General features: G+C 65.3%; 17 protein-coding genes. 7 read left to right on the plus strand and 10 right to left on the minus strand.

Annotated features, from left to right (window positions below; translation table 11 throughout):
• Positions 1-157: 157 nt before the first annotated feature.
• Together EO156_RS01340 and baeS are read right to left on the minus strand one after the other, a co-directional pair.
• Positions 158-841, minus strand: coding sequence for a response regulator (locus tag EO156_RS01340; RefSeq protein WP_003489018.1), 684 nt, complete (start codon positions 839-841; stop codon positions 158-160).
• Positions 838-2,217, minus strand: a complete 1,380-nt coding sequence (baeS, locus tag EO156_RS01345) for a sensor histidine kinase efflux regulator BaeS (RefSeq protein ID WP_029827844.1) — start codon at positions 2,215-2,217, stop codon at positions 838-840. Before baeS ends, EO156_RS01340 begins: the two co-directional genes overlap by 4 nt.
• 160 nt (positions 2,218-2,377) lie before the next feature.
• Between baeS and EO156_RS01350 the strand changes: the two genes are divergently transcribed.
• From EO156_RS01350 to EO156_RS01360, 3 genes are read left to right on the plus strand one after another with little or no spacing between them, the layout of a single operon-like run.
• Positions 2,378-3,601, plus strand: a complete 1,224-nt coding sequence (locus EO156_RS01350) for an efflux RND transporter periplasmic adaptor subunit (protein ID WP_016849370.1) — start codon at positions 2,378-2,380, stop codon at positions 3,599-3,601.
• A gap of 9 nt (positions 3,602-3,610) precedes the next feature.
• Positions 3,611-6,760, plus strand: coding sequence for an efflux RND transporter permease subunit (locus EO156_RS01355; RefSeq protein ID WP_016849369.1), 3,150 nt, complete (start codon positions 3,611-3,613; stop codon positions 6,758-6,760).
• Positions 6,760-8,208: an efflux transporter outer membrane subunit gene (locus EO156_RS01360; protein WP_016849368.1), complete on the plus strand. Its 1,449-nt coding sequence runs from the start codon at positions 6,760-6,762 to the stop codon at positions 8,206-8,208. Before EO156_RS01355 ends, EO156_RS01360 begins: the two co-directional genes overlap by 1 nt.
• Before the next feature lie 212 nt (positions 8,209-8,420).
• Here EO156_RS01360 and EO156_RS01365 read toward each other — a convergent pair whose 3' ends face one another.
• The 4 genes from EO156_RS01365 to EO156_RS01380 form a co-directional block, all read right to left on the minus strand.
• Complete coding sequence (locus tag EO156_RS01365) at positions 8,421-10,379, minus strand: choice-of-anchor X domain-containing protein (protein WP_029827846.1); 1,959 nt, start codon at positions 10,377-10,379, stop codon at positions 8,421-8,423.
• Between the two features lie 421 nt (positions 10,380-10,800).
• The gene (locus EO156_RS01370; protein ID WP_016849367.1) at positions 10,801-11,679 is read right to left on the minus strand and encodes a methylenetetrahydrofolate reductase; all 879 of its coding nucleotides are present in this window, start codon (positions 11,677-11,679) and stop codon (positions 10,801-10,803) included.
• Positions 11,680-11,801: 122 nt separating this feature from the next.
• Positions 11,802-12,467 carry an epoxyqueuosine reductase QueH gene (locus EO156_RS01375; protein WP_016849366.1) on the minus strand — a complete coding sequence of 222 codons (666 nt, stop codon included), beginning with the start codon at positions 12,465-12,467 and terminating at the stop codon, positions 11,802-11,804.
• The gene (locus tag EO156_RS01380; protein WP_003489002.1) at positions 12,467-13,381 is read right to left on the minus strand and encodes a LysR family transcriptional regulator; all 915 of its coding nucleotides are present in this window, start codon (positions 13,379-13,381) and stop codon (positions 12,467-12,469) included. Before EO156_RS01380 ends, EO156_RS01375 begins: the two co-directional genes overlap by 1 nt.
• A gap of 191 nt (positions 13,382-13,572) precedes the next feature.
• On the opposite strand from EO156_RS01380, the gene msuE reads away from it, so the two are divergent.
• The 3 genes from msuE (at position 13,573) to EO156_RS01395 (ending at position 16,342) form a co-directional block, all read left to right on the plus strand.
• A complete protein-coding gene (gene msuE / locus EO156_RS01385; RefSeq protein ID WP_016849365.1) occupies positions 13,573-14,160 on the plus strand; it encodes an FMN reductase in 588 nt (195 codons plus the stop codon).
• A gap of 141 nt (positions 14,161-14,301) precedes the next feature.
• Complete coding sequence (locus EO156_RS01390; protein WP_016849364.1) at positions 14,302-15,285, plus strand: DUF1852 domain-containing protein; 984 nt, start codon at positions 14,302-14,304, stop codon at positions 15,283-15,285.
• Positions 15,286-15,313: 28 nt separating this feature from the next.
• A complete protein-coding gene (locus EO156_RS01395; RefSeq protein WP_003488997.1) occupies positions 15,314-16,342 on the plus strand; it encodes a methionine synthase in 1,029 nt (342 codons plus the stop codon).
• A 206-nt stretch (positions 16,343-16,548) separates the two neighbouring features.
• Here the strand turns inward: EO156_RS01395 and kdgT are convergent, their stop codons facing one another.
• The 3 genes from kdgT to EO156_RS01415 form a co-directional block, all read right to left on the minus strand.
• Positions 16,549-17,505 carry a 2-keto-3-deoxygluconate transporter gene (gene kdgT, locus EO156_RS01400; RefSeq protein ID WP_029827849.1) on the minus strand — a complete coding sequence of 319 codons (957 nt, stop codon included), beginning with the start codon at positions 17,503-17,505 and terminating at the stop codon, positions 16,549-16,551.
• Positions 17,506-17,658: 153 nt separating this feature from the next.
• Positions 17,659-19,116, minus strand: a complete 1,458-nt coding sequence (locus EO156_RS01405; RefSeq protein ID WP_029827850.1) for an OprO/OprP family phosphate-selective porin — start codon at positions 19,114-19,116, stop codon at positions 17,659-17,661.
• Positions 19,117-19,941: 825 nt separating this feature from the next.
• On the minus strand, positions 19,942-20,820 hold the full coding sequence (locus EO156_RS01415; RefSeq protein ID WP_016850376.1) for an SDR family oxidoreductase: 879 nt from the start codon (positions 20,818-20,820) through the stop codon (positions 19,942-19,944).
• 136 nt (positions 20,821-20,956) lie between these two features.
• On the opposite strand from EO156_RS01415, the gene EO156_RS01420 reads away from it, so the two are divergent.
• Positions 20,957-21,388, plus strand: a complete 432-nt coding sequence (locus EO156_RS01420; RefSeq protein WP_033482998.1) for a helix-turn-helix domain-containing protein — start codon at positions 20,957-20,959, stop codon at positions 21,386-21,388.
• Positions 21,389-21,575: 187 nt separating this feature from the next.
• Here EO156_RS01420 and EO156_RS01425 read toward each other — a convergent pair whose 3' ends face one another.
• The gene (locus EO156_RS01425) at positions 21,576-21,851 is read right to left on the minus strand and encodes a hypothetical protein (protein ID WP_016850374.1); all 276 of its coding nucleotides are present in this window, start codon (positions 21,849-21,851) and stop codon (positions 21,576-21,578) included.
• Positions 21,852-22,138 lie beyond the last annotated feature (287 nt).

Consider the following 22,138-nt stretch of genomic DNA (forward strand, 5'->3'; position numbering starts at 1 on the left):
GAATCGGGACTCGGGAATCGCAAAATCAAAGGCTAGGCACTTGCCCCGGACAGTTTCGTTCCGCAAGTCGATGTGAAACTACAAGCGTCAGACGCGCCGAAGAGACGCAGCAGCCCCCCGCTCCTGCTCTACCGATTCCCCATTCCCCATTCCCCATTCACGGCTCAAAGCGATACCCCGCCCCATAGACCGAACGGACCCAGTCCTCGCCGCCGGCGTCGGCGAGCTTGCGGCGTAGATTCTTGACGTGGCTGTCGACAGTGCGGTCGGTGACGATGCGGTGGTCGGCGTAAAGCCGGCCCATCAGTTGCTCGCGCGAGTACACCCGCCCCGGGGCCGCGGCAAGGGTACGCAGCAGGCGGAATTCGACCTGGGTCAGGTCCAGGGCGCGACCGTCCACGCTGGCGCGACAGGCGTCTTCGTCGATCTGCAGGCCCGGTGCCGGCGCGCCGTGGGGGTCGTGGCGATGCCGGCGCAACACTGCCTGGACGCGCGCCACCACTTCGCGCGGGCTGAACGGCTTGCAGATGTAGTCGTCCGCGCCGATCTCCAGGCCCAGCAGGCGGTCGATTTCCTCCACGCGCGCGGTGACCATGATGACCGGCACCGCGCTTTCATTGCGCAAGTCGCGGCAGATGTCCAGGCCGCCGCGGTTGGGCAGCATCAGGTCCAGTAGCACCAGGTCGGGCTGCTGCGCGCGGAATGCGCCCAGCGCTTGCGCGCCATCGGCGATCCAGTCGTGCGAATAGCCGGCCGCGTGCAGGTACTCGCCCAACACCGCGGCCAGGCGCGGTTCGTCCTCGACGATCAGCACATGCCCGATCGGGGACGCGCTGCTCATGCGACCAGCGCCGGCAGGCGCAGCACCATGCGCAGCCCGCCCAGTGCCGAAGCCTCGGCGTGGATCGAGCCGCCATGTGCCTCGGCGATGTTGCGGCAGATCGCCAGGCCCAGGCCGCTGCCGCCGCTGGCACGATTGCGCGAGGCCTCGGTGCGGTAGAAGCGTTCGAACAGCCGCGCGCGCTTGTCCGCATCCACGCCTGGCGCGCTGTCTTCGACCACCATCTCCAGCACCGCGCCGCGGCGCACGCAGCGCACCTGCACCGTGCCACCGGCGTCGGTGTAGCGCAGCGTGTTTTCCAGCAGGTTGCCCAGCAGTTGCTGCAGACGGCGTTCGTCGCCGTCCACCTGCAGCGGGCCGGCATCGATCTGCGCCTGCACCTGCAGCTGCGCGGCGGCAAAGCGCGCGCGCAAGCCGTCCAGCACGGTCGCCAGGATGACCGCCAGATCGACGGGAGCGCGCCGATACGCCAGCGCACCGACATCGGTCAGCGACACGTCGTACAGGTCTTCGATCAGCTTGCCCAGCTGGCCGACCTGCTGGTGCAGCGACCCCAGCGAGTTGGGTGTCATCGGCCGGATGCCGTCCTGCAGCGCTTCCAGTTCGGCGCGCAGGACCGCCAGCGGCGTGCGCAACTCGTGCGAGATGTCGGCCATGAAGTCGCGTCGCGCGCGTTCGTTGTGCTCCAGCGCTTGCGCCAGCAGGTTGAAATCGCGCGCCAGCTGGCCCAGTTCGTCGCGCGCCGCGGCGTCGATGCGGGTGGCGTAGTCGCCCGCAGCGAGCAGGTGGGTGGCCTGGGTCAGGCCACGCAGGCGCCGCAGCAAGGTGCGCGACAACAGCCAGCCGAGCAGCGCGGCGACCAGCAGGCAGGCGCCGCCGATCGCCCACCACGCGCGTTGCTGCGCGGCGTAGAAGCGCGCGTCCGCCGCCGCCAGCGCCTTCTGGAACGGCAGCATCGCCATCCAGCCGACGTTGCGGCCGCCAACCACCACCGGGCGCAGGATGTCGTGGCGGCCGACCTCCGGATTGCCGATCACCGGCGTGTAGTCCTGGTCGAGCAGCGCGAAGCGAAACACCGCACCGGTCTGGTCGGAAATCGGCGGCGCCTCGCGTGGCGGGCCGGGTCCACGTTCCGGGCGCATCAGCACGAACCAGGCATCGGGGTTGTCGCGCACGAACTCCCAGTTGCCGTGCCGCGCGTATTCGGCCCTGACTCGCGGCAAGGTCTCTTGCATGCGCTCCACGCCCTGTTCGTTGAGATAGTCCAGGAACTGGCGTTTGACGAAGGCCTGCACGGCGATGCCGTTGATCAGCAGCACCGCCACGCACGCGGCGAGGATGGCGAGAAACAACTTGGCGGTGATACCCAATTTCATCGAAGAGGTGATGCGAAGCGCGGTAACCGCAGCTGCTGCGTATTAGCCGGGTCGCGGCAGTGGAAATCAAGCGCGTTCATGCCGCCGCCGGCAATCTCCAAATTTGCTGCACATTCGCGCCGTAGCGTGGCCACATTCGGATAAACCGTGAGTTCGCCGCATGCTGCCCGTCGCCGCCCATCGTTTTCGCACTGCGTCCCTGCGCTGGCTGTTGCCCGCCGCCGTGACCACGCTCATGGCCGCGTGTTCCTCCAGGCAGCCGCCGCAGATGCCGCAGACGCAGGTCGGCGTGCAGACGCTGAAGGTGCAGCGGCTGGCCGTGGACCAGACCTTGTCCGGCCGCACCGTGGCCTATGTCACCTCGGACGTGCGCCCGCAGGTCGGCGGCATTGTGCGCAAGCGCCTGTTCACCGAGGGCCAGGACGTCCAGGCCGGGCAGGTGCTGTATGAAATCGATCCGGCCAGCTACCAGGCCGCGTACGACACCGCCAAGGGCGATCTGGCGCAAGCCGAGGCGGCGGTGTTGTCGGCCAGGCCCAAGGCGCAGCGCTACCAGACCCTGGTCCGGCTGGATGCGGTCAGCAAGCAGGACGGCGACGATGCGTTGGCCACGCTGCGCTCGAACGAGGCGGCGGTGGTCGCGGCCAAGGCGTCGTTGCAGACCGCGCGCATCAATCTCGACTACACCCGCATCACCGCGCCGGTGTCCGGCCGCATCGGCACCTCCAGCTACACGTCGGGCGCGCTGGTCAGTGCCGGCCAGAGCGAGGTGCTGGCCACCATCAACCAACTCGACCCGATCTATGTGGACGTGACCCAGTCCAGCGCACAGCTGCTGCAGTTGCGCCGCCAGCTCGACGCCGGCCAGCTCAAGGCGGTGGACGGCAAGGCCGAGGTGACGCTGCAACTGGAGGACGGCAGCACCTATGCACACAGCGGCACGTTGGAGGTGGTGGATGCCGCGGTCGATACGGCCACCGGCACGGTGAAGCTGCGCGCGGTGGTGCCCAATCCCGAGCGCCTGTTGCTGCCGGGCATGTATGTCACCGCGAAACTGTCGATGGCCGTGGACGAGCAGGCCATCCTGGTGCCGCAGCAGGCGATCAGCCGCAACAGCAAGGGCCAGGCGGTGGCGCTGGTGGTCGGCAGCGACAACAAGGTCGCGCAGCGGGTGCTGACCACCGGCGATGCGATCGGCGACAAGTGGGTGGTGCGCCAGGGATTGAAGGCTGGCGACAAGGTCATCGTGCAGGGCTTGCAGAAGGCGTCGGTCGGTGCCGAGGTCAAGGCCGTGGACGTGAGCCAGACCGCTGCGGCCGGCACGGTCGCCAACGCGTCGCCATCCACGCAGGGCGCCGCTGCGGCGGCGCCGAAGGCCGACTGAGGAACCGCCATGGCCCGTTTCTTCATCGACCGTCCCATCTTCGCCTGGGTCATCGCCATCGTGATCACCCTGGCCGGCGCGCTCTCGATCCTGTCGCTGCCGCTGGAGCAGTATCCCAACATCGCCCCACCGACGATCAACGTCAGCGCCACCTACACTGGCGCCTCGGCGCAGACCGTGCAGAACTCGGTGACGCAGATCCTCGAGCAGCAGATGACCGGGTTGGACCATCTGCTGTACATGTCCTCCAGCAGCAGTTCCGCCGGCACCGCCTCGATCACCCTGACCTTCGAGTCCGGCACCGATCCGGACACCGCCCAGGTGCAGGTGCAGAACAAGGTGTCGCAAGGCGAGGCGATGCTGCCGGAGGCGGTGCAGAGCAATGGCGTGACCGTCACCAAGTCCACCGGCAGCAGCATGTTCATGGTGCTGGCCTTCACCTCCGAAGACGGCAGCATGGACAGCACCGACATCGGCGACTACATGGTATCCACGCTGCAGGACCCGATCAGCCGGCTCAACGGCGTTGGCGGGGTCAACGTGTTCGGCTCCGAATATGCGATGCGGGTGTGGCTGGATCCGGAGAAGCTGCGCACCTACGCGCTGATGCCCGCGGACGTGAGCAACGCGATTTCGGCGCAGAACGCCGACGTCTCCTCGGGCGCGCTGGGCGCGTTGCCGGCGGTGCAGGGCCAGCAGCTCAACGCCACGGTCACCTCGCGCAGCAAGCTCAAGACCCCGGCGCAATTCGAGGCGATCGTGCTGAAGTCGCAGCCCGGCGGCGCCACCGTGTATCTGCGCGACGTGGCGCGGGTGGAGCTGGGTTCCAAGTCGTATGCATCCAGTTCCAAGTACAACGGCAAGTCGGCCTCGGGCATGGGCCTGGAGCTGGCGACCGGCGCCAACGCGCTGGATGCGGCCAAGGCGGTGGAAGCCAAGCTCGAACAGCTTAAGCCGTACTTCCCCACCGGGCTCACGTACGAAGTCGCCTACGACACCACGCCGTTCGTGCGTATTTCCATCGAGGAAGTGGTCAAGACCCTGCTCGAGGCGATCGTGCTGGTGGTGCTGGTGATGTACCTGTTCCTGCAGAACTGGCGCGCCACGCTGGTGCCGGTGATCGCGGTGCCGGTGGTGCTGCTGGGCACATTCGGCGTGCTGGCCTTGCTCGGCTATTCGATCAACACGCTGACCATGTTCGCGATGGTGCTGGCGATCGGCCTGCTGGTCGACGACGCCATCGTGGTGGTGGAGAACGTCGAGCGTCTGATGAGCGAGCAAGGCATGTCGCCACGGCAGGCGACCTACACCTCGATGGGGCAGATCTCCGGCGCGCTGGTCGGCATCGCCCTGGTGCTGACCGCGGTGTTCCTGCCGATGGCGTTCTTCGGCGGCGCCACTGGCGAGATCTACCGCCAGTTCTCGGTGACCATCGCCGCGGCGATGCTGCTGTCGCTGCTGGTGGCGCTGACCTTGAGCCCGGCGCTGTGCGCCAGCCTGCTCACGCCGATCGAGCAGGGCGGCCACGTATCGCGCAAGGGCCTGCTCGGGCGCTTCTTCGGTTGGTTCAACGTGCGCTTCGACCGCGGCGCCGATGGCTATGGTCGCGGTGTGGGCAAGTTGATCGGCCATCGCAAACTCAGCGGGCTGGTCTATCTGGCGCTGCTCGTGGTGATGGCGCTGTTGTTCTGGCGCCTGCCCAGTTCGTTCCTCCCCGACGAAGACCAGGGCATGTTGATGGTGATGTTCACCACGCCGGCCGGCGCCACCCAGCAGCGCACGCAGCAGTCGATCGACCAGGCCACCAGCTTCATCCTCAAGCAACCGGAAGTGGCGGGAATGATGACCATCTCCGGCTTCAGCTTCGCCGGCAGCAGCCAGAACTCGGGCATGGGTTTCATCAAGCTCAAGGATTGGGCGCAGCGCGATGCGCCCGCGCAGGAGATCGCCAACCGCATCACCGGCGCGATGATGGGGTCGCTGCCCGATGCGCAGGTGTTCGCATTGTCGCCGCCGGCGATCAACGGCCTGGGCAGCAGTTCCGGCTTCACCCTGGAGCTGCAGGACGTGGCCGGCAAGGGCCACGACGCGCTGGTCGCCGCGCGCCAGCAGCTGCTGCAGCTGGCCAGCGCCGACAAGGATCTGACCGCGGTGCGCTTCAACGGCCTGGAAGACGCGCCGACCTACCGCGTGCAGATCGACGACGCCAAGGCCGGCGCGCTCGGCCTGGATGCGTCTGACATCAACACCACGCTGGCCACGGTGATGGGCGGCAGCTACGTCAACGACTTCCTCAACAACAACCGGGTCAAGCGCGTCTACGTGCAGGGCGAGGCGCGCGCGCGCATGCTGCCCGCCGACATCGGCCGCTGGTACGTGCGCAACAGCAGTTCGGAGATGGTGCCGTTCTCTGCCTTCTCCAGCAGCGCATGGGCGTATGCGCCGCAAGTGCTGAGCCGCTTCAACGGCGTGGAGTCGATGGAGATCACCGGCAGTGCCGCCACTGGCATCAGTTCCGGCGAGGCGATGAACGGCATCGCCGCGCTGGTGGGCAAGCTCGGCAAGGACGTGAGCTACGCCTGGTCGGGCATGTCCTACCAGGAGCAGGCCGCCGGCGCGCAGACCTGGATGCTGTACGCGGTGTCGCTGGTGTTCGTGTTCCTGTGCCTGGCCGCCCTTTACGAGAGTTGGTCGATCCCGATCTCGGTGATGCTGGCGGTGCCGGTGGGCATCGTCGGCGCGCTGCTGGCGACGTGGCTGCGCGGGCTCTCCAACGACATCTATTTCCAGGTCGGCCTGCTGGCGACGATGGGCCTGTCGGCCAAGAACGGCATCCTGATCGTGGAGTTCGCCAAGGAACTGGAAGAGAATGGCCAGCCGCTGATCGAAGCGACCTTGCATGCCGCGCGCATGCGCTTGCGCCCGATCGTGATGACCTCGCTGGCGTTCCTGCTCGGCGTGCTGCCGATGGTGGTCAGCAGCGGCGCCGGCTCCGGTGGACGCCATTCGCTGGGTACCGGTGTGCTCGGCGGCACGCTGGTCTCTACGCTGCTGGGCATCTTCTTCGTGCCGTTGTTCTACGTGATGGTGCGCAGCGTGTTTCCTGGTAGGGCGTCTGATCACGCGACAGCCGCTGAGACGTCCGAGGTGGCCCCGTGATGCGCTACGGCGTTGCAAGTGTCGCAGTGGCCTGCGCCATCGCCTTGAGTGGCTGCGTCAGCATGGCGCCGCGTTACGCACGCCCGGATGCGCCGGTGCCCAGCGTGATCGGCAGCACCGGCAGCACCGGCAACGCGGATACCGGCACGCTGAATGCAGCCGCTCTGGATTGGCGGCAGGTGGTGACCGATGCGCGTCTGCAGCAGGTGGTCGCGCTGGCGCTGGACAACAACCGCGACCTGCGCGTAGCAGTACTCAATATCGAGCAGGCACGCGCGCAGTACCGCATTCAACGTGCGAACCTGTTTCCCTCCGTCGATGCCACCGTCTCGCACACCGCGCAGCGCGCCGCGGCAGCGACCAGTTTCACCGGCGCGGCGCAGGTCATCCGCAGCGCCAGCGGCGAGGTGGGCATCAGCAGCTGGGAGCTGGATCTGTTCGGTCGCATCCGCAGCCTCAAGAACGAGGCCCTGGAAAGCTATCTCGCCAGTGAGCAAACCCAGCGCAGCACGCGTCTGAGCCTGGTGGCTGAAGTGGCCAACGACTGGTTGACCGTGGCTGCCGATCAACAGCGCCTGGCGCTCGCGCAGCAGACCCTGGACAGCCAACGCAAGACACTGCGTCTGACCGAGCTGCAGCACGACAACGGCATCGTCTCCGGTCTGGATCTGGCGCAGATCCAGACCAGCGTGGAAAGCGCGCGCGCTGATGTGGCCAACTACGCCACCCAGCTGGCGCAGTCGCGCAACGCCTTGAATCTGGTGGTGGGCACGTCGGTGCCGGTTGCGTTGTTGCCTGCCAGCGATGCGATCGAGGCAGGCGTGGCGCTTGCGCCGTTGCCTGCGCAGCTGGAATCGCGGGTGTTGTTGCAGCGCCCGGACGTGCTGTCGGCCGAACACACGCTCAAGGCCGCCAATGCAGATATCGGCGCGGCACGTGCGGCCTTCTTCCCCACCATCTCGTTGACCGCCAATGCCGGGCGCGGCAGCGATGCGTTATCCAGCCTGTTCGATGGCGACCATACGTGGTCGTTCTCGCCCAGCGTGAGCGTGCCGATCTTCCGTGCCGGCGCGTTGAAGGCCGAACTGGATGTGGCCACGTTGCAAAAGGACATCACCATTGCGCAGTACGAATTGGCGATCCAGACCGCCTTCAGTGAAGTGGCCGATGCACTCGCCGAACGCACGCAGCTTGAAGAACGGATGCATGCGCAACAGGCAATGGTGGACGCCGCACAACGCAGCTTCAGCCTATCGGATGCGCGCTATCGCAATGGCGTGGACAGTTACCTGGTGGCGCTGGATGCGCAGCGCACCCTCTACAGCGCACAACAGACACTGATCAGCTTGCGGCTGACCGAGGCGAACAATCGGGTGACCTTGTACAAGGTGCTCGGCGGTGGCGCCGATGCGCAGAGCAGCGAGTCTGTGGCGGATGCAGCGCGTTAGCGTATTCCCCGCACGATCGTAGGAGCGGCGCAGCCGCGACAGACATTGTCGGTCATGCCCGTCGCGGCTGAAGCCGCTCCTACAACAAACATATTCCGATCAAACTGCACCAGCGTCAGCTTAGGCACTTGGGCAAATCGGCGCTGCACCGGGGACGTGCCCGGGACAGCGCCTTGCCCAATCCCCAATCCCGATTTCCTAATCCCGGCCCCTCAACGCGCCGCATTCGCATTCATCACTGCATTGCGGTTGGCATCCAGATACTGCGCCGGGTCGCGCATGCCGGTGGTGTGGCATTGGCCGGTGGTGTGGCCGCGATTCACGCCACCCGGCAGCTGCGCATTGACCTGCTCCACCGTGCCGTCTTCCGGGTCGTTCAACACCAGATCCGAGGCAGCGTTGCAGTAATCGTTGGTGTACCAGTTGGTCTTGGCGAACGAGGTGGTGTAGTAGTTGACCTTGGCGCGTGCATCGGCCGGAATGCCGGCCAGCCAGGCCTTGGCGCCGTCGTAGGTCATGTCGCTATTGGTGCCGCAGCCCACGCCGAACCAGGAACCCACCGCGGCCAGCACCCCAGACAGATTGGTACCTTGATACGGCGTGCCCACCGACTGCATCACCCGCCCACCGGTGGCGTTATCCAGCCCGCTCCAATAGTAGGTATACAGGTGCAGCGCAGCCATGCCGCCCTGGCTGTGCGCCACCGTAGAGAACGACGACCATTGGCTGGCGAACTGGGCAAGTCGCTGCGCAAACTGGTCGTTGCTGCGGTTCTGCTTGGCATCCAGGAAGGTCGAGGCATTGGTGAATTGCGCCTGCGGCCACACACCGTTGGAGCAATAGCCGTGCACCAGCACCAATTGCGAGCCGGCGGCCTGAGGCTGTACCGTCGCCATCGCGGAAGCCAGTGCAGTGGGGCGGGGGCCCATGCGCATGCTCTCGTCGATCGCCGTGCTGGCGTGGGCGACACTGGCGCGGCGTAGCGCAGGCACTTGCAACGGCAGCGCGCCGGCCTGCACCAGCGGAATGTAATGGTCCGGGTCTTCGATGCGCAGGCTGCGCAGCGTGAACGGTGCCCGCGCACCGGCACGCGCAATCCAGCGTTCGTCCAGGCTCAGGGGCAGCTGGCCTTGCTGCGGCGTCAGCATGCCGCCGATCCAGGCCACCGGTACGTCCTTGCCCTTGGCATCGGTGCCCCAGACCTGGCCGAACACCCTGTAATGCGACGGTGCGTTGCCACGTGCAGCGACCGGTAGCGCAATCGTCAGTCGCGTGCCCTCGGCAGCGCGTGCGCCCAGGGCATTGCCGAGCAGACGCAGCGACGTATCCACCACCGGCACCACGTGCTCGCTGGTCCGCACGAACGGCTGGCCAGCCTGGTCATGCCCATGCACGATGACCTGCGCAATCCAGGTGCCCTCGCTGGTCGGTTGGAACGTGCCGCCGTACACGCCATCGCCAGCGGCGCCATCGCCGTGCTTGCCGTCATCGGCCATCGGCAGGCTGCGCACACCGCCTTGCGGATCGATCACGCGCAGGCTTGCCTGGTCGATCGTTCCGGCTTGTGCCGTCAGCAGCGTGGCGCCGCGTGCATCGTTGCCGCTCAGCAGCGCGTTGAGCGTGAGCGATTGGCCGACCTGCTGCTGACGCGTGCGCAGGTACGAAGCAAGCTGCGTGCGCGCATCGCCTTCCATCAGCACGTAGCCGCGCTGCGCCACCGGCGAGGACGACTGCAGCGTCAACGACCATGCGCCGTTGCGCGCCGACTCCACGGCGTAGCGCATGCCGCTGGTGCCGTGCTCGGCGGTGCCCAGCAGCGTGCGCTGCGCGTGCAGCGGTGTCGCCACCGCCGTGGCGCGTGCGCCGGCAAGCTGAGGCGCAGCCACTGCTGCATCCCAGGCCTGATCGCCGGACAGCACCATGAAGCGCAGGTGCCCGTTTTCCACCGGCAAGCTGCCTTGCCAGCGCGCGGATTGACCGGCCGGTGCCAGTTCCACCGGCAGCAACGCACTCTTGGACAAAATCGCCGACTCGGCCGGATCTGGCGCACGCATCTGCGCGAACTCCTCCGGTGGGCCAGCCAATTGCTTGGGCTGCAACTCGGCTGCCGCAAGCGGTGCAGAGAGCAGTGAGAGGGAGCACAACAGCGACAACAGCGACGGCTTCGGCATGGCAAGATCTCTCCGTGAGCATTGCAGAAGCGATGCCATCGCGCACGGCAACGACATCGGATGCAGCGCCCCCTCGCCGCGATTCGTGGATGGTTATACCGCGCTCTTGTGACAGGTCTGCTGTGCACTGCAACACTCACGGCGCTGCGTGCATGTCGCTAGAAATCAAACGACACCGAGTGCGATCAGGGTCGCGGACGCGGCGTGGTCGCAGAGAAGCATGCAGCGATGAAGACCGAATTCCCATTCAATCTCGTGCACTGCCGCTGTAGCGGCCAGATTGCCTTGATCAGCATGGGGCGCAGCGCATTCAGCCGCTCTCGTCCCGGCCGGCATCGCCACGGACCCATCGCCCGATCAGTAGCGGTGTGACCGCCTCAAGCCCACGTTGACTGGCACACAGACACGTTCGTCTTGACACCTAATCCGCGGCCACGGAGCTAACCCGATCCTGCGACGCCTCGCACGAGCGATAGTGCGCAACCCACTCCACGGACTGTGCGATGCCGCCGAACGGGAAGAGGTGCAAGCGGACATCTCCATGCGCTTCCGTCAGGCGGCTGACGAGGCGATCGACAAAGCGATCCGGCCCTGCGTTGCCGAATAGCTTGCCAATGGAGATGCCATAGTTTGAGAGCACCGACGCGCAGGCGCCGACGCCGCAGCTTGCCGCATAGCGTGCGAGTACGGCGACACTGGCAGGACCGGGCACGCCCACCCGCACCGGATGCGTCATGCCGCGCGCGCGCAGCGCTTCCAGCCATGTCATGACGATGTCGGCATCGAACCCGAACTGCGTCACGATCAGGGGCGCCATGCCGCGCTCCTGAATGCTGCGACATTTGCGTTCCAGCACGTCCCATTGTTCTGTCGTGCGCATGATCGGATGTCCTTCCGGATGACCCGCCACGCCGATGGTGCGGATGCCTGAGCGTTCGAACACACCCGTCTCGATCAGCGACACGCTGTCGGCAAACGGTCCCTTCGGAGTGGACGGATCACCTGCGATCACCAGGCAGCGGGTGACGTCGGCCTCACCGACCAGGCGCGCGACAACTGCCTGCAGTTCCTCGAGCGAGCCGATGCGACGCGCGGAAAGATGTGGCACGGGTTCGAAACCAAGACGACGCACCCTCTGTGCTGCGGCCAGCCGCGCAGCCTCGGTTTGGCCTGGCAAGTAGGGAATGAACATGTCCGAGCCAGGCAGGATGCGCGGCGCCGCATTGGTCAGCGCGCCGATGTCCTTGACGCTGACCTCCAGCGAATAGGTGTCGGTAATGGTGCTGGCACCGCTCGGCATGTCTGCAGGAATCACGGGTCTTGCGGTCTTGTCATGATGATTGGGTGGCATCGCCACCACGCGCTGATCGAGCGGGAAGGCGCCCGAAATCCAGGTGTGGCTTCCGCTGAACTGGCGAAGGCTCAGTCTTCCGGCGCGTCATCGCCATAGAACTTCACGCCGAGTTGAATGCGCTTGCGACCGCTGTCCACACGATGCCGATTGGTATCGCGCAGGGAATAGACGCAACCGCAGTATTCCTGTTGATAGAAGTTCTCGCGCTTGCTGATCTGAATCATGCGCGAGGCGCCACCACCCTTGCGCCAGTTGTACTCCCAATACATCAAGCCGGGATACTTGGCCGCAGCGCGCATGCCGCAGTCGTTGATTTGCTGCATGTTCTTCCAGCGCGAGATGCCCAGCGAACTGGTGATCACCGGAAAACCGTGCTCGTGGGCATACAGCGCGGTGCGTTCGAAGCGCATGTCGAAGCACATGGTGCAACGCACGCCGCGCTCAGGCTCGTTTTCCATCCCGCGTGCCCGCTCGAACCAGTTGTCCCGATCGTAGTCGGCGTCGATGAAGGGCACGCCGAACTGTTCGGCAAAACGCACGTTTTCGTCCTTGCGCAACTCGTATTCCTTGCGCGGATGAATGTTGGGATTGTAGAAAAAGATGGTGTAGTCGATGCCGGAGGCCAGCATCGCCTCCATGACCTCGCCAGAGCACGGCGCGCAGCACGAATGCAGCAAGACCTTGGCGTGGCCGTCAGGCAGTGGAAGTGGCATGCGTTGGGCAGGGGCGTCCATCAGTGGGGTCCTTGCGGATAGGCAGTGGCATTGGCCGGCGCACGCGCCAGTTCGATGAAGGCGCGCAGGTAATCGATTGCGATGTCCGCCTCGCGCGCGCCCAGATAGATCTGCTTGGGGATGCCGCGCGCACCCAGCCGCACCGGCACCACGTCCATTCTGGCCGCATATTCCTCGACCAGCCAGCGCGGCATGGCGGCCACGCCGCGGCCGCTGGCCACCATCTGCATCATGATGTCGGTGGTTTCGATGGCCTTGTGGCGCCGCGGCGTGACGCCGGCCGGCAACAGGAATTGGCTGTAGATATCCAGGCGCTCAAGATCCACCGGGTAGCTGATCAGCACCTCGCGTGTGAGCTGCTGTGGCTTGACGTAGGCCGCCGACGCCAACGCATGGCGCTTGGCCACGACCAGCACCTGCTCATAGTCGAACACCGGCTCGAACCTGAGTCCTGGCTTGAACAGCGGGTCGGGCGTGACCAGCAGATCGATCTCGTAGCCGAACAACGCGCCGATGCCGCCGAACTGGAACTTCTGTTTCACATCCACATCCACATCCGGCCACGTGGCCAGATACGGCGCCACCAACTTGAGCAGCCACTGGTAGCAGGGATGGCATTCCATGCCGATGCGTAGCGCACCGCGCTCGCCTTGGGCGAACTGCCCCAGCCGCTCTTCGGCCAGGTCCAGTTGCGGTAGCACCCGGTTCGCCACCGCCAGCAGGTACTGGCCGGCCTGGGTCAGGCGCAGGCTGCGCCCCTCGCGCAACCAGATGTCGGTGCCCAGCTGCTGTTCCAGCTTCTTCATGCTGTGGCTCAGCGCCGACTGGGTCAGATTCAACACGCCTGCGGCGGCGGTCAGCGAGCCTTGCTGCTCGACCTGCTGGACGATGGTGAGATGGATGCGCTCAAGCATTCAAATGATCAGAATTCATGGATTGTTGAAATAACACCATTTTACTTCATTGAATGCCAGCCCTAGCATCGGGACTCGCTTGTTCAGTCGCTGCCGTGTGAACGGGTTTGGACGCACGGCGCGGCCAATAGGTCGGGCCGCAATCTTCCTGGCGCACTGCACGACGTCCCCACTGCGTAAGGTTGCCTAGCATGACTGTCAAACACCCACTCCGCGTCGTCGCGGTTTCCGGCGGGATGCAACGCCCCTCCAAGGCTGTTGCCCTGGCAGAACACCTGCTGGAGTTGATCGCCGATCAGGTGCCGTGCGAGCGCCATCTGGTCGAAATTGGGGCGTTGGCACCGCACTTCGCTGGCGCGCTCTGGCGTACCCAAGTCCCTGGCACGGTGGAGCAGGCGCTCTGCCTGGTAGAGCAGGCCGACGTGCTGGTGGTGGCAACGCCGGTCTACCGCGGCTCGTTCACCGGACTGTTCAAGCATTTCTTCGATTTCATCGATCAGGACGCCTTGATCGATACCCCCGTGCTGCTCGCCGCAACCGGGGGCAGCGACCGCCATGCGTTGGTGATCGACCACCAGCTACGCCCGCTTTTCAGCTTCTTCCAGGCACGCACCTTGCCGCTGGGCGTCTACGCAACCGACCGCGACTTTCTGGACTACCGCGTGCACAACGACGCGCTGGCCGACCGGGCCAGGCTGGCGGTGCAGCGGGCACTGCCGCTGATCGAGCTGACGCGGCACGCGCGGTCCAGCGCCGCGCAGGGCGTGGCTGCGGCCTGAGGGCCCAGCTCGCGGTAGCCAGGGAACCGGATCGGTCGGCAAGCGCGTACTGATCCACTTCCCGGCCTGCATGCCGCCGGCATTTACCCATGACGCAGCGCATGCGCGCGTCCCATCTTAGAAACAAGGCATCGGTTCGCAATGACTCACGTATTGAATTTCACCATCAAGAGCCTGCGCTTCGATGAGGACTACCATCCCTCGGCCACGACGCGCAACACGACCAACTTCGCCAACCTGGCCAGAGGTCAGCGACGTCAGGAAAATTTGCGTAACACGCTGGCGATGATCAACAACCGCTGCAACGATCTGGCGCACTGGGATAACCCCAACCGTGACCGTTACGCGGTGGAGCTGGACATCATCTCCGTCGAAATGCACATCGGCGAACGCGCGCTGGACGATGCGTTTCCGTTGATCGAGATATTGAAACCCACCATCGTCGATCGGCATACCGGTGCGCGCATCGACGGCATTGCCGGCAATAATTTCTCTTCCTACATGCGCGACTACGATTTCAGCGTGCTGCTGCCAGCGCACAACCAAGATGCGTCCGGCTTCAACATCCCGGACGATTTTGGCGACCTGCACGGCAAGCTGTTCAAGCACTTCGTGCACTCGCCCGCGTACTGCGCGCACTTCCGCAAGCCGCCGGTCATCTGCATCAGCGTCTCCACCAGCAGAACCTATCACCGCACCGGAAACCGGCACCCCATCCTGGGGATCGAATACCGGCAGGACGCGTTTTCGTTGACCGACCAGTACTTCGAAAAGATGGGCCTGCAGGTGCGCTATTTCATGCCGCCCAGCAGCGTTGCGCCCTTGGCGTTCTACTTCTTCGGCGACCTGCTCGGCGACTACACCAACCTGGAGCTGATCGGCACCATCGCCACGATGGAAACGTTCCAGAAGATTTACCGGCCAGAGATCTACAACGCCAACGCTGCAGCAGGGCCGACCTACCGGCCGAGCCTGAAGCATCAGGATTATTCGTCCACCCAGATCGTCTACGACCGCCAAGAGCGCAGCCAGCTCGCCGTGACGCAGGGCAAATTCACCGAAGAGCATTTCATCCGGCCCTACGGCAACCTGCTTGCGCAGTGGGCCTCCAGCCGCGCTTCCTAATCAACCAGAACGCACGACATCCCTCATCATGACAAAGCTGCTCCCCACCTCAACCGCCGGTAGCCTGCCCAAGCCGTCCTGGCTCGCCCAGCCCGAAACGCTCTGGTCGCCCTGGAAATTGCAGGACGCCGAACTGATCGAAGGCAAGCAGGACGCGCTGCGTTTGTCGCTGCAGGAACAGCAGCACGCCGGCATCGATATCGTCAGCGACGGCGAACAGACACGTCAGCATTTCGTCACCACGTTTATCGAACATCTCAGCGGTGTCGATTTCGAAAAACGCGAGACGGTCAGGATTCGCGACCGCTACGACGCCAGCGTGCCGACCGTCGTCGGCGCGGTCAGCCGTCCGAGATCGGTGTTCGTGGACGATGCCAAGTTCCTGCGCCAGCAGACCCGCCAGCCGATCAAGTGGGCGCTGCCCGGCCCGATGACGATGATCGACACGCTCTTCGATGCGCACTACAAAAGCCGCGAAAAACTGGCATGGGAGTTTGCCAAGATCCTCAATCAGGAAGCCAGGGAACTGGAAGCCGCCGGCGTGGACATCATCCAGTTCGACGAACCGGCCTTCAATGTCTTCTTCGACGAGGTCAACGACTGGGGTGTCGCCACCCTGGAGCGCGCGGTGGAGGGTCTGAAGTGCGAGACCGCCGTCCACATCTGCTATGGCTACGGCATCAAGGCCAATACCGACTGGAAGCAGACGCTGGGTTCGGAGTGGCGCCAGTACGAAGAGTCGTTCCCCAAGCTGCAGACATCCTCGCTGGACATCATTTCGCTGGAATGCCACAACTCGCACGTGCCGATCGATCTGATCGAACTCGTTCGCGGAAAGAAGGTGATGGTCGGCGCCATCGACGTGGCAAGCACGACGATCGAAACGCCGCAGGAAGTGGCCGAGACACTGCGCAAAGCGCTGCGCTTCGTCGATGCCGACAAACTCTATCCCTCCACCAACTGCGGCATGGCGCCGCTCGCCCGGCACGTGGCGCGCGGCAAACTCAGTGCGCTCAGTGCGGGCGCGCAGATCGTGCGTGGAGAACTGTCGGCTTAGCCCAACTGCCACCGCAGTGCGCCACGTGCCGTCGGGCGGCCTGGCGTGTGCGCGAACGCGACAGATGCCGGCCGTGCACATCGGCCACATGAGCGTCGGCGGCTGCGCACCGGCGTCGCCGGCGCCGACTCGTTCCGGCGCCATGCATGCCGCAACGCCAACGGCCCGGGCATCCCATCGCAGGCTGCATGGCGCCAGCCCGGCTCTCAGCCGCTGCGTGCACCGCCACGGCGTGCATACAAGGCCGTCAGCAGCGGCACCAGCAACGAGGTGACGATGACCGTACTGGCCACCAGCGCCGTCGCGGCCGGCGCTGCGGGTGCGAACTGCGGCGCCATGCCGGCGATCAGGGCCGGAGTGGCCACGGCGGCACCGGCCGTGCTGGAGGCGGCCACCCCGGCGGTGCCGTTGCCGCCGCCGATCCAGCGGTCGGCCAGCAGCAAGGGCAGCCCGGTGATTACGACGACCGCCACGCCCAGCAGCACGCCACTTGTGCCGGTGTGGGCGATGGTCGACAGATCCAGCGTGTTGCCGAGCGCGAAGCCGAAGAACGGCACCAGCGTCTTGGTCGCCTGCGCGAAGAACTGCCGCAATTCCGCGTCGAGGTTGCCCAGTGCAAAGCCCAGCAACAGCGGCAGCACCGCCCCGACGAACAGCTGTGGTTCGAAGCTGGCCAGGCCGCTGGCACCCAGGATCAGCATGGAGATCAGCGGGCCCGATTCCAGCGACATCAGCACCACTGCCCCTGCGTCTTCGCTGCTGCCGTATTGCTGCATCAACGCGGCGTACAGCCCGCCGTTGGTCATGTCCATCGCAGCCACCAGCGCCAGGACCGACAGCCCGGCCAGCGGCCCGCTCGACACACCGCCGATGGGAAGCAGCGGTGCGCACAGGACTGCGACGAGCCAGGCCACCGCGATCTTGGTCAGTACCAAGCTGCCCGAACGGCGCAGCACCCGTCCGGAGGCGCGCAGCTGGATGGTTGCTCCCATGCAGAAAAACCACACCGCCAGGATCGGAACCGTGCCGCTGATCAGACCGTTGCTGAAAGACCCCAAGGTGCTGCCGGCCTGCGGCCAGAGCGTGTGGCAAAGCGCCCCGAGCAACAAGGGGACCAGCATCATCCCGCCGGGAAGCCGCTCCACCGTGGCCTTGATACGCATACGCGTTCCAGTGAGCGCGTCACCACGCGCGGGGCTGGCAGCATCGCGCAGGCACCTGCGTGCATGCAGATCCCGGCGCGAACGCACGCAGCCGCACACGAATGCACCGGTCATGACCGCCGCAGCAGCGATGACCGGCGCTGCCGACCCTGCTCAGTAATTGACCTGCAACTGCAGGCGCAGCAAATCGCCTTCAACGACCGGATACGGCGCGGTGCCGACGTCGGTGCGCTTCATCTTCGAGTACGCGAACACCAGTTCCAGCGCATCCATCGGCTGCCATTCGACACCGGCTTCCACTTCGTCCAGACGCATGCGCGGGGCATTGGTGTCGAACTTGGAGCCGCCGCGGTAGGTCTGCCACTTCAGGTACGGCAGCAAGGTGCCGTACCTGAAGTCGTGCTTGAACATGGCCTGCACATAGCCGCCGCTCAGCGAGCGGGTGCGGATGCGGCGCTGGGCTACATCCAGTTCCGGACCACGGCCCACCGTCCACTCCGCCTGCAGGCCGAACGGCTGCGGGTAGTAGATGATGTGCGCGGCCACGCGCTGGTCGGTATAGCCATTGGGCTCGGTGATGGCCGGGGTAAAGCTGCGGCCGCCGATATTCACTGCTGCCGCAGTCGGCACGAAGCGGCCGGCGTAGGCGTCGGCGCCCACTTCCAGATACTGGCCGTTGGCGAACTTGAAAGGGTAGGTGGCGTGCACCACCGCGTGCATGCTGTCGTTACGCTCGGCGCGGTTGGCGCCCTGGCCGTTGTACACACCGGCACCGATCACGCCGTAGTCGCCCGACCCCTTCAATCCCGACTTGACCAGGTCCTGGAAGCGGCCCTTGGCCACGGTGGGGCTGTAATAGAACACCGCACCGATATCGCGTTCGTCGCGCAGGCCGGAGTTCAATGCATCGGCGCGATCCAGCGAGAGCCGGTTCTGGCTGGACTGCAGATTTTCCCAGCCGTACGGCATTTTCGACTGACCCACACGCACGCGGTATTCGCGCTTCTTGTCGAAGAAGATATCGGCGTAGGCGTCGCGCAGCTGCGCAAAGTTGGAGGTGGTGGAACCGGTGGGCGTGCTGGCAAAATCCGGCTGGAAATACAGCGACACATGCTCGTTGAGATCGCCACTCAGCACCAGGCGCGCACGGCGGATGCCCAGGCTCTGGTCGTTGCCGATAAAGCGGTCGCCCGGCGCGCGCAGGTCCTGCGCATCGCCGCCGATGCCCTGGTTGTAACGGATCTGGGTGTAGCCGCGCAGGCTGAGTTTGTCGTACCACTTCTTGCCGGCGTCGCCGGACTTGGCCGGCGCTGGCGTTGCAACCGGCGCCGGCATAGGCGCGACCTGGGCAGTGGCAGTGTCCGCGGGCGTGGCGGCGCCCGGCGCGGGCGGCAGCGGTTGTGCGGGCACGGCCGGCATCGCCGATGCCGGCAGCTTGCCGTTTTCGTCCACCTGCACGAAGGTGCCCAACTTGTCGCGACCTGGCGCCGGCTCGGCGAAGATCTGCTTGGTCTTGCGGTCGACGTACAACTCCAGCTCGGCGGCCAGCGTGCTGCCGCTGGCGGTCGCGCTGAGGGCGCACAGAACAGTGGCGAGATTGCGTTTTTTCATTGGTCCGGCTCGTGCAAGGGAAACGGGTCGGCGGCTGCGTCGATCCGGTGCTGCCAAGAGGGCGGCTGCACGGCGTGGAAGCGCCTGCCAGGCGCCGGTCGTCCTGACGTAGCGGCAATGGCAGTAGTTATATTTAGATTTGATGTCAGTTTGGTGACACTGCCGAACCTCGCTGCCGCGCCCTTGTGTCACCGTCGTGTCGGGGCGATGGCAGTTATGCGACCAACGTGAGGCGAGCCCAGCTGCGCGCGATGGGATGAAGGTGGTCGAACAGAACTGCATCCGGAACTGCGGTCGTGGCATCACGGAGACCGCGCACGCCCTTCCATGCTTTCGGTGTTGCGCATCGTCGATGGTTGCGCGCCATTATCTGCTGGACTCGCCAGCGCGGCGCGTCTGCGCCACCATTGAACTTTGCAAGCACGCAATTTGCAGCGGCGTCGGCACGGTCACGCTGCGATCTGCGGCGCCCGGGAGTGCGTCGCGCAGCGCCAGGCTGTGCAGGTCTCTGGCGTTGGCAGCAACCCGGTGCCGCACCGGCTCGATCACCGCAGCACGCGTTGACCAACCGAGTTGCACGGTTGCTGATCGGTCGTTAATGCAGCGCCACTGCCCACCGCCTCGACCAATGCCGTTGGTCCAACGCACTGGCGAGCATCCCGACACACGCAGCCACGCCGACCAGCCGGCCATCGCTGCCGGTCGCATATCGGTGAAGCACCACGAGGTTCGCCGTGATCCCAGGCGGTCATGGCGCACCTGCTCAACGATGCGCGAACCACTGCGTGCCGAACGGCTCGGCAGCGCAATGGTCCCGGCCGTGACTCAGCGCGCTGCGAGTGCCGCCGCCACCGCGTCGCGCAACGGCGTGGTGGGGCGGCCGATCAACCGGCTCAGCGTATGGCGATCATCGAACAGGGCGCCGCCGCGCGAAGCGGCCGAGCACTGCGCCAGCACCTGCGCAAAGCCGGCCGGCAGGCCGATCTGCACCAGCGCTGCCGCGTAATCGGCTTCCGGCAGGTCGTGATAGGCCACCGGCTTGCCCGACTGCTGCGCCACCTCGGCGGCGTACTCGGCCATCGTGAAAGCGGTATCGCCTGCCAGCTCGTACACCTGCCCGGCCTGCGGTGCATCCGACGCCAGCACTGCTGCAGCGGCCGCGGCATAGTCGGCGCGCGTGGCGGCGCTGATCCTGCCTTCGCCCGCACTGCCGATCACTGCGCCGTGGGCGACTTCTGCAGCGATGGAGCCGGTGTAGTTCTCGGTGTACCAGCCATTGCGCAACAACGCGTGCGGCACGCCGCTCTCGCGCAGCAGCGCCTCGGTGGCCACATGCTCGGCGGCCAGCGACAGCGTGCTGGTATCGGCATGCAGGATGCTCGTATACGCCAGCAGCTCCACCCCGGCGCGCTTGGCTGCCTCGATCACGTTGCGGTGTTGCGGCACGCGCTGGCCGACCGCATTGGACGAGACCAGCAACACGCGGCCCACGCCGGCGAAGGCCGTGTCCAGGCTTTGCGGGTTCGCATAGTCGGCCTGACGTACCGCGATGTCGCGTTTTGCGAACTCGGCAAGTGACGCGGTATCCCGGGCCGTTGCTACGATGCGGTTTGCAGGCAGATGGCCAAGCAGCGCTTCGACCACCAGCGCACCCAACTGCCCGCTGGCGCCGGTGACAAGAGTCAGGGGGGATGTAGAGGTCATGACGGGCTCCGGTAGGTTTGCATAAGAGATTTGGTCTACTATCTAGACCTAACTGATCGCCTGCATAGTGTCAGCGCCGCCCAGGCCTCCGCAAGGAGGCAGTTTTGCTCCCCCTGGTTACCGTGAGATACCCCACGTGAATGCGATTGCCCTGTTCCCGCCGCCGCCGTCCCTGGAAGGACCCTTCGACGCCACCAAGTGCCCAGTGCGCGATGTGCTCGACCAGATCGGCGACAAGTGGACCCTGCTGATCCTGCTGACGCTGATCCCCGGCCCATCCCGCTTCAGTGCCATCCAGCGCGCCGTGCCGGACATCTCCAAGCGCATGCTGACCCAGACGCTGCGCAATCTTGAGCGCAACGGCATGATCACCCGCAAGGTCTACGCCACCAAGCCGCCGAGCGTGGAATACGCACTCTCCAAGCTGGGAGTTGCGCTACTCGGCCCAGTCTCGCAACTGCTCACTTGGGCGGGCGAAAACCACGGCAGCATCCGCGCCGCCCGCGAGCGATTCGATCGCGCACAGCAGGCGGCAGTGGCGTTGGATCCCGACGAAGCGATGGCATAGGCACGGCGCTGCGTCACCGCGATTCAAGCCAATGCGGTGACGTGGTGCAGCGGCGCTCCCGCGTGCGCCTCGGCTGTCGGCGCTGACTGCAGATGCGCTCGCGGCGTCCTGGCTTACATGTCTCTCATGTGCGGTTTGACGCGTGAGTCAGGCCGCGCTGTGAAGTGCTGTCGGGTGGAATGAATTGTTAGGGCGCCAGCCGGCGACGACACAGCTTCAGTGCAGCCCAGCCAACCGCGCCGCCAGCGATGCCACCCCAAATGCTGCCATCTGTGAAGCGATAGCCAGTAAGGTGTGCCACAACGGCACCGATGACGAAGCCGGAAAGCGAGAACCAGGCAACCATCCGTCGGTCCGCCACGGCCTGATCTTCCGCGGCACGCCTACGACGAATCTGTTCTTGCGCCTCCAGATCCGGCTGAAGTATGGCCTGCGCGATTGCGTCTGCTTGAGACTTATCCATGCACTGATCCCCGAAAAGCGCGCTAGCGCTCGTAACCCCAAGCTGCCGTATTACTCATGAAGCACCTAACGCTTGAATTAGCCGCGCGCGATGCGGGCTTGGCTTGAATGAATTTCTAGGCACCGGCCTAAGTAGGTGGAGCCCGCTCTAACTCTGACGTAAATATATCCGCTTGATACGCCCAGGGTTCCGTAGACACTCAAGACCCTCGTTGCGCGTAGCGCCGTTCAAACTCTACAGGGGACAGGTCGCCAGTTGAACCATGACGGCGTTGTGGGTTGTAGAAC

Origin of the sequence: Xanthomonas sp. DAR33341 (genome assembly GCF_003992815.1) — a bacterium.
In the GTDB taxonomy this organism is placed as follows: Bacteria; Pseudomonadota; Gammaproteobacteria; order Xanthomonadales; family Xanthomonadaceae; genus Xanthomonas; species Xanthomonas cissicola.

Bases quoted from the DNA above. Each gene is read 5' to 3' on its own strand.
- EO156_RS01380 (WP_003489002.1), bottom strand. From the start codon at position 13,381: ATGCTTGAGCGCATCCATCTCACCATCGTCCAGCAGGTCGAGCAGCAA.
- EO156_RS01370 (WP_016849367.1), bottom strand. From the start codon at position 11,679: ATGCCGAGCGGTGCCAGCACCATTACCGACACCTATTCGCTGGAGGTC.
- kdgT (WP_029827849.1), bottom strand. From the start codon at position 17,505: ATGCGTATCAAGGCCACGGTGGAGCGGCTTCCCGGCGGGATGATGCTG.
- EO156_RS01355 (WP_016849369.1), top strand. From the start codon at position 3,611: ATGGCCCGTTTCTTCATCGACCGTCCCATCTTCGCCTGGGTCATCGCC.
- msuE (WP_016849365.1), top strand. From the start codon at position 13,573: ATGACTGTCAAACACCCACTCCGCGTCGTCGCGGTTTCCGGCGGGATG.
- EO156_RS01360 (WP_016849368.1), top strand. From the start codon at position 6,760: ATGCGCTACGGCGTTGCAAGTGTCGCAGTGGCCTGCGCCATCGCCTTG.
- EO156_RS01425 (WP_016850374.1), bottom strand. From the start codon at position 21,851: ATGGATAAGTCTCAAGCAGACGCAATCGCGCAGGCCATACTTCAGCCG.
- EO156_RS01340 (WP_003489018.1), bottom strand. From the start codon at position 841: ATGAGCAGCGCGTCCCCGATCGGGCATGTGCTGATCGTCGAGGACGAA.
- EO156_RS01375 (WP_016849366.1), bottom strand. From the start codon at position 12,467: ATGGACGCCCCTGCCCAACGCATGCCACTTCCACTGCCTGACGGCCAC.
- EO156_RS01365 (WP_029827846.1), bottom strand. From the start codon at position 10,379: ATGCCGAAGCCGTCGCTGTTGTCGCTGTTGTGCTCCCTCTCACTGCTC.
- EO156_RS01405 (WP_029827850.1), bottom strand. From the start codon at position 19,116: ATGAAAAAACGCAATCTCGCCACTGTTCTGTGCGCCCTCAGCGCGACC.
- EO156_RS01350 (WP_016849370.1), top strand. From the start codon at position 2,378: ATGCTGCCCGTCGCCGCCCATCGTTTTCGCACTGCGTCCCTGCGCTGG.
- EO156_RS01395 (WP_003488997.1), top strand. From the start codon at position 15,314: ATGACAAAGCTGCTCCCCACCTCAACCGCCGGTAGCCTGCCCAAGCCG.
- baeS (WP_029827844.1), bottom strand. From the start codon at position 2,217: ATGAAATTGGGTATCACCGCCAAGTTGTTTCTCGCCATCCTCGCCGCG.
- EO156_RS01415 (WP_016850376.1), bottom strand. From the start codon at position 20,820: ATGACCTCTACATCCCCCCTGACTCTTGTCACCGGCGCCAGCGGGCAG.
- EO156_RS01390 (WP_016849364.1), top strand. From the start codon at position 14,302: ATGACTCACGTATTGAATTTCACCATCAAGAGCCTGCGCTTCGATGAG.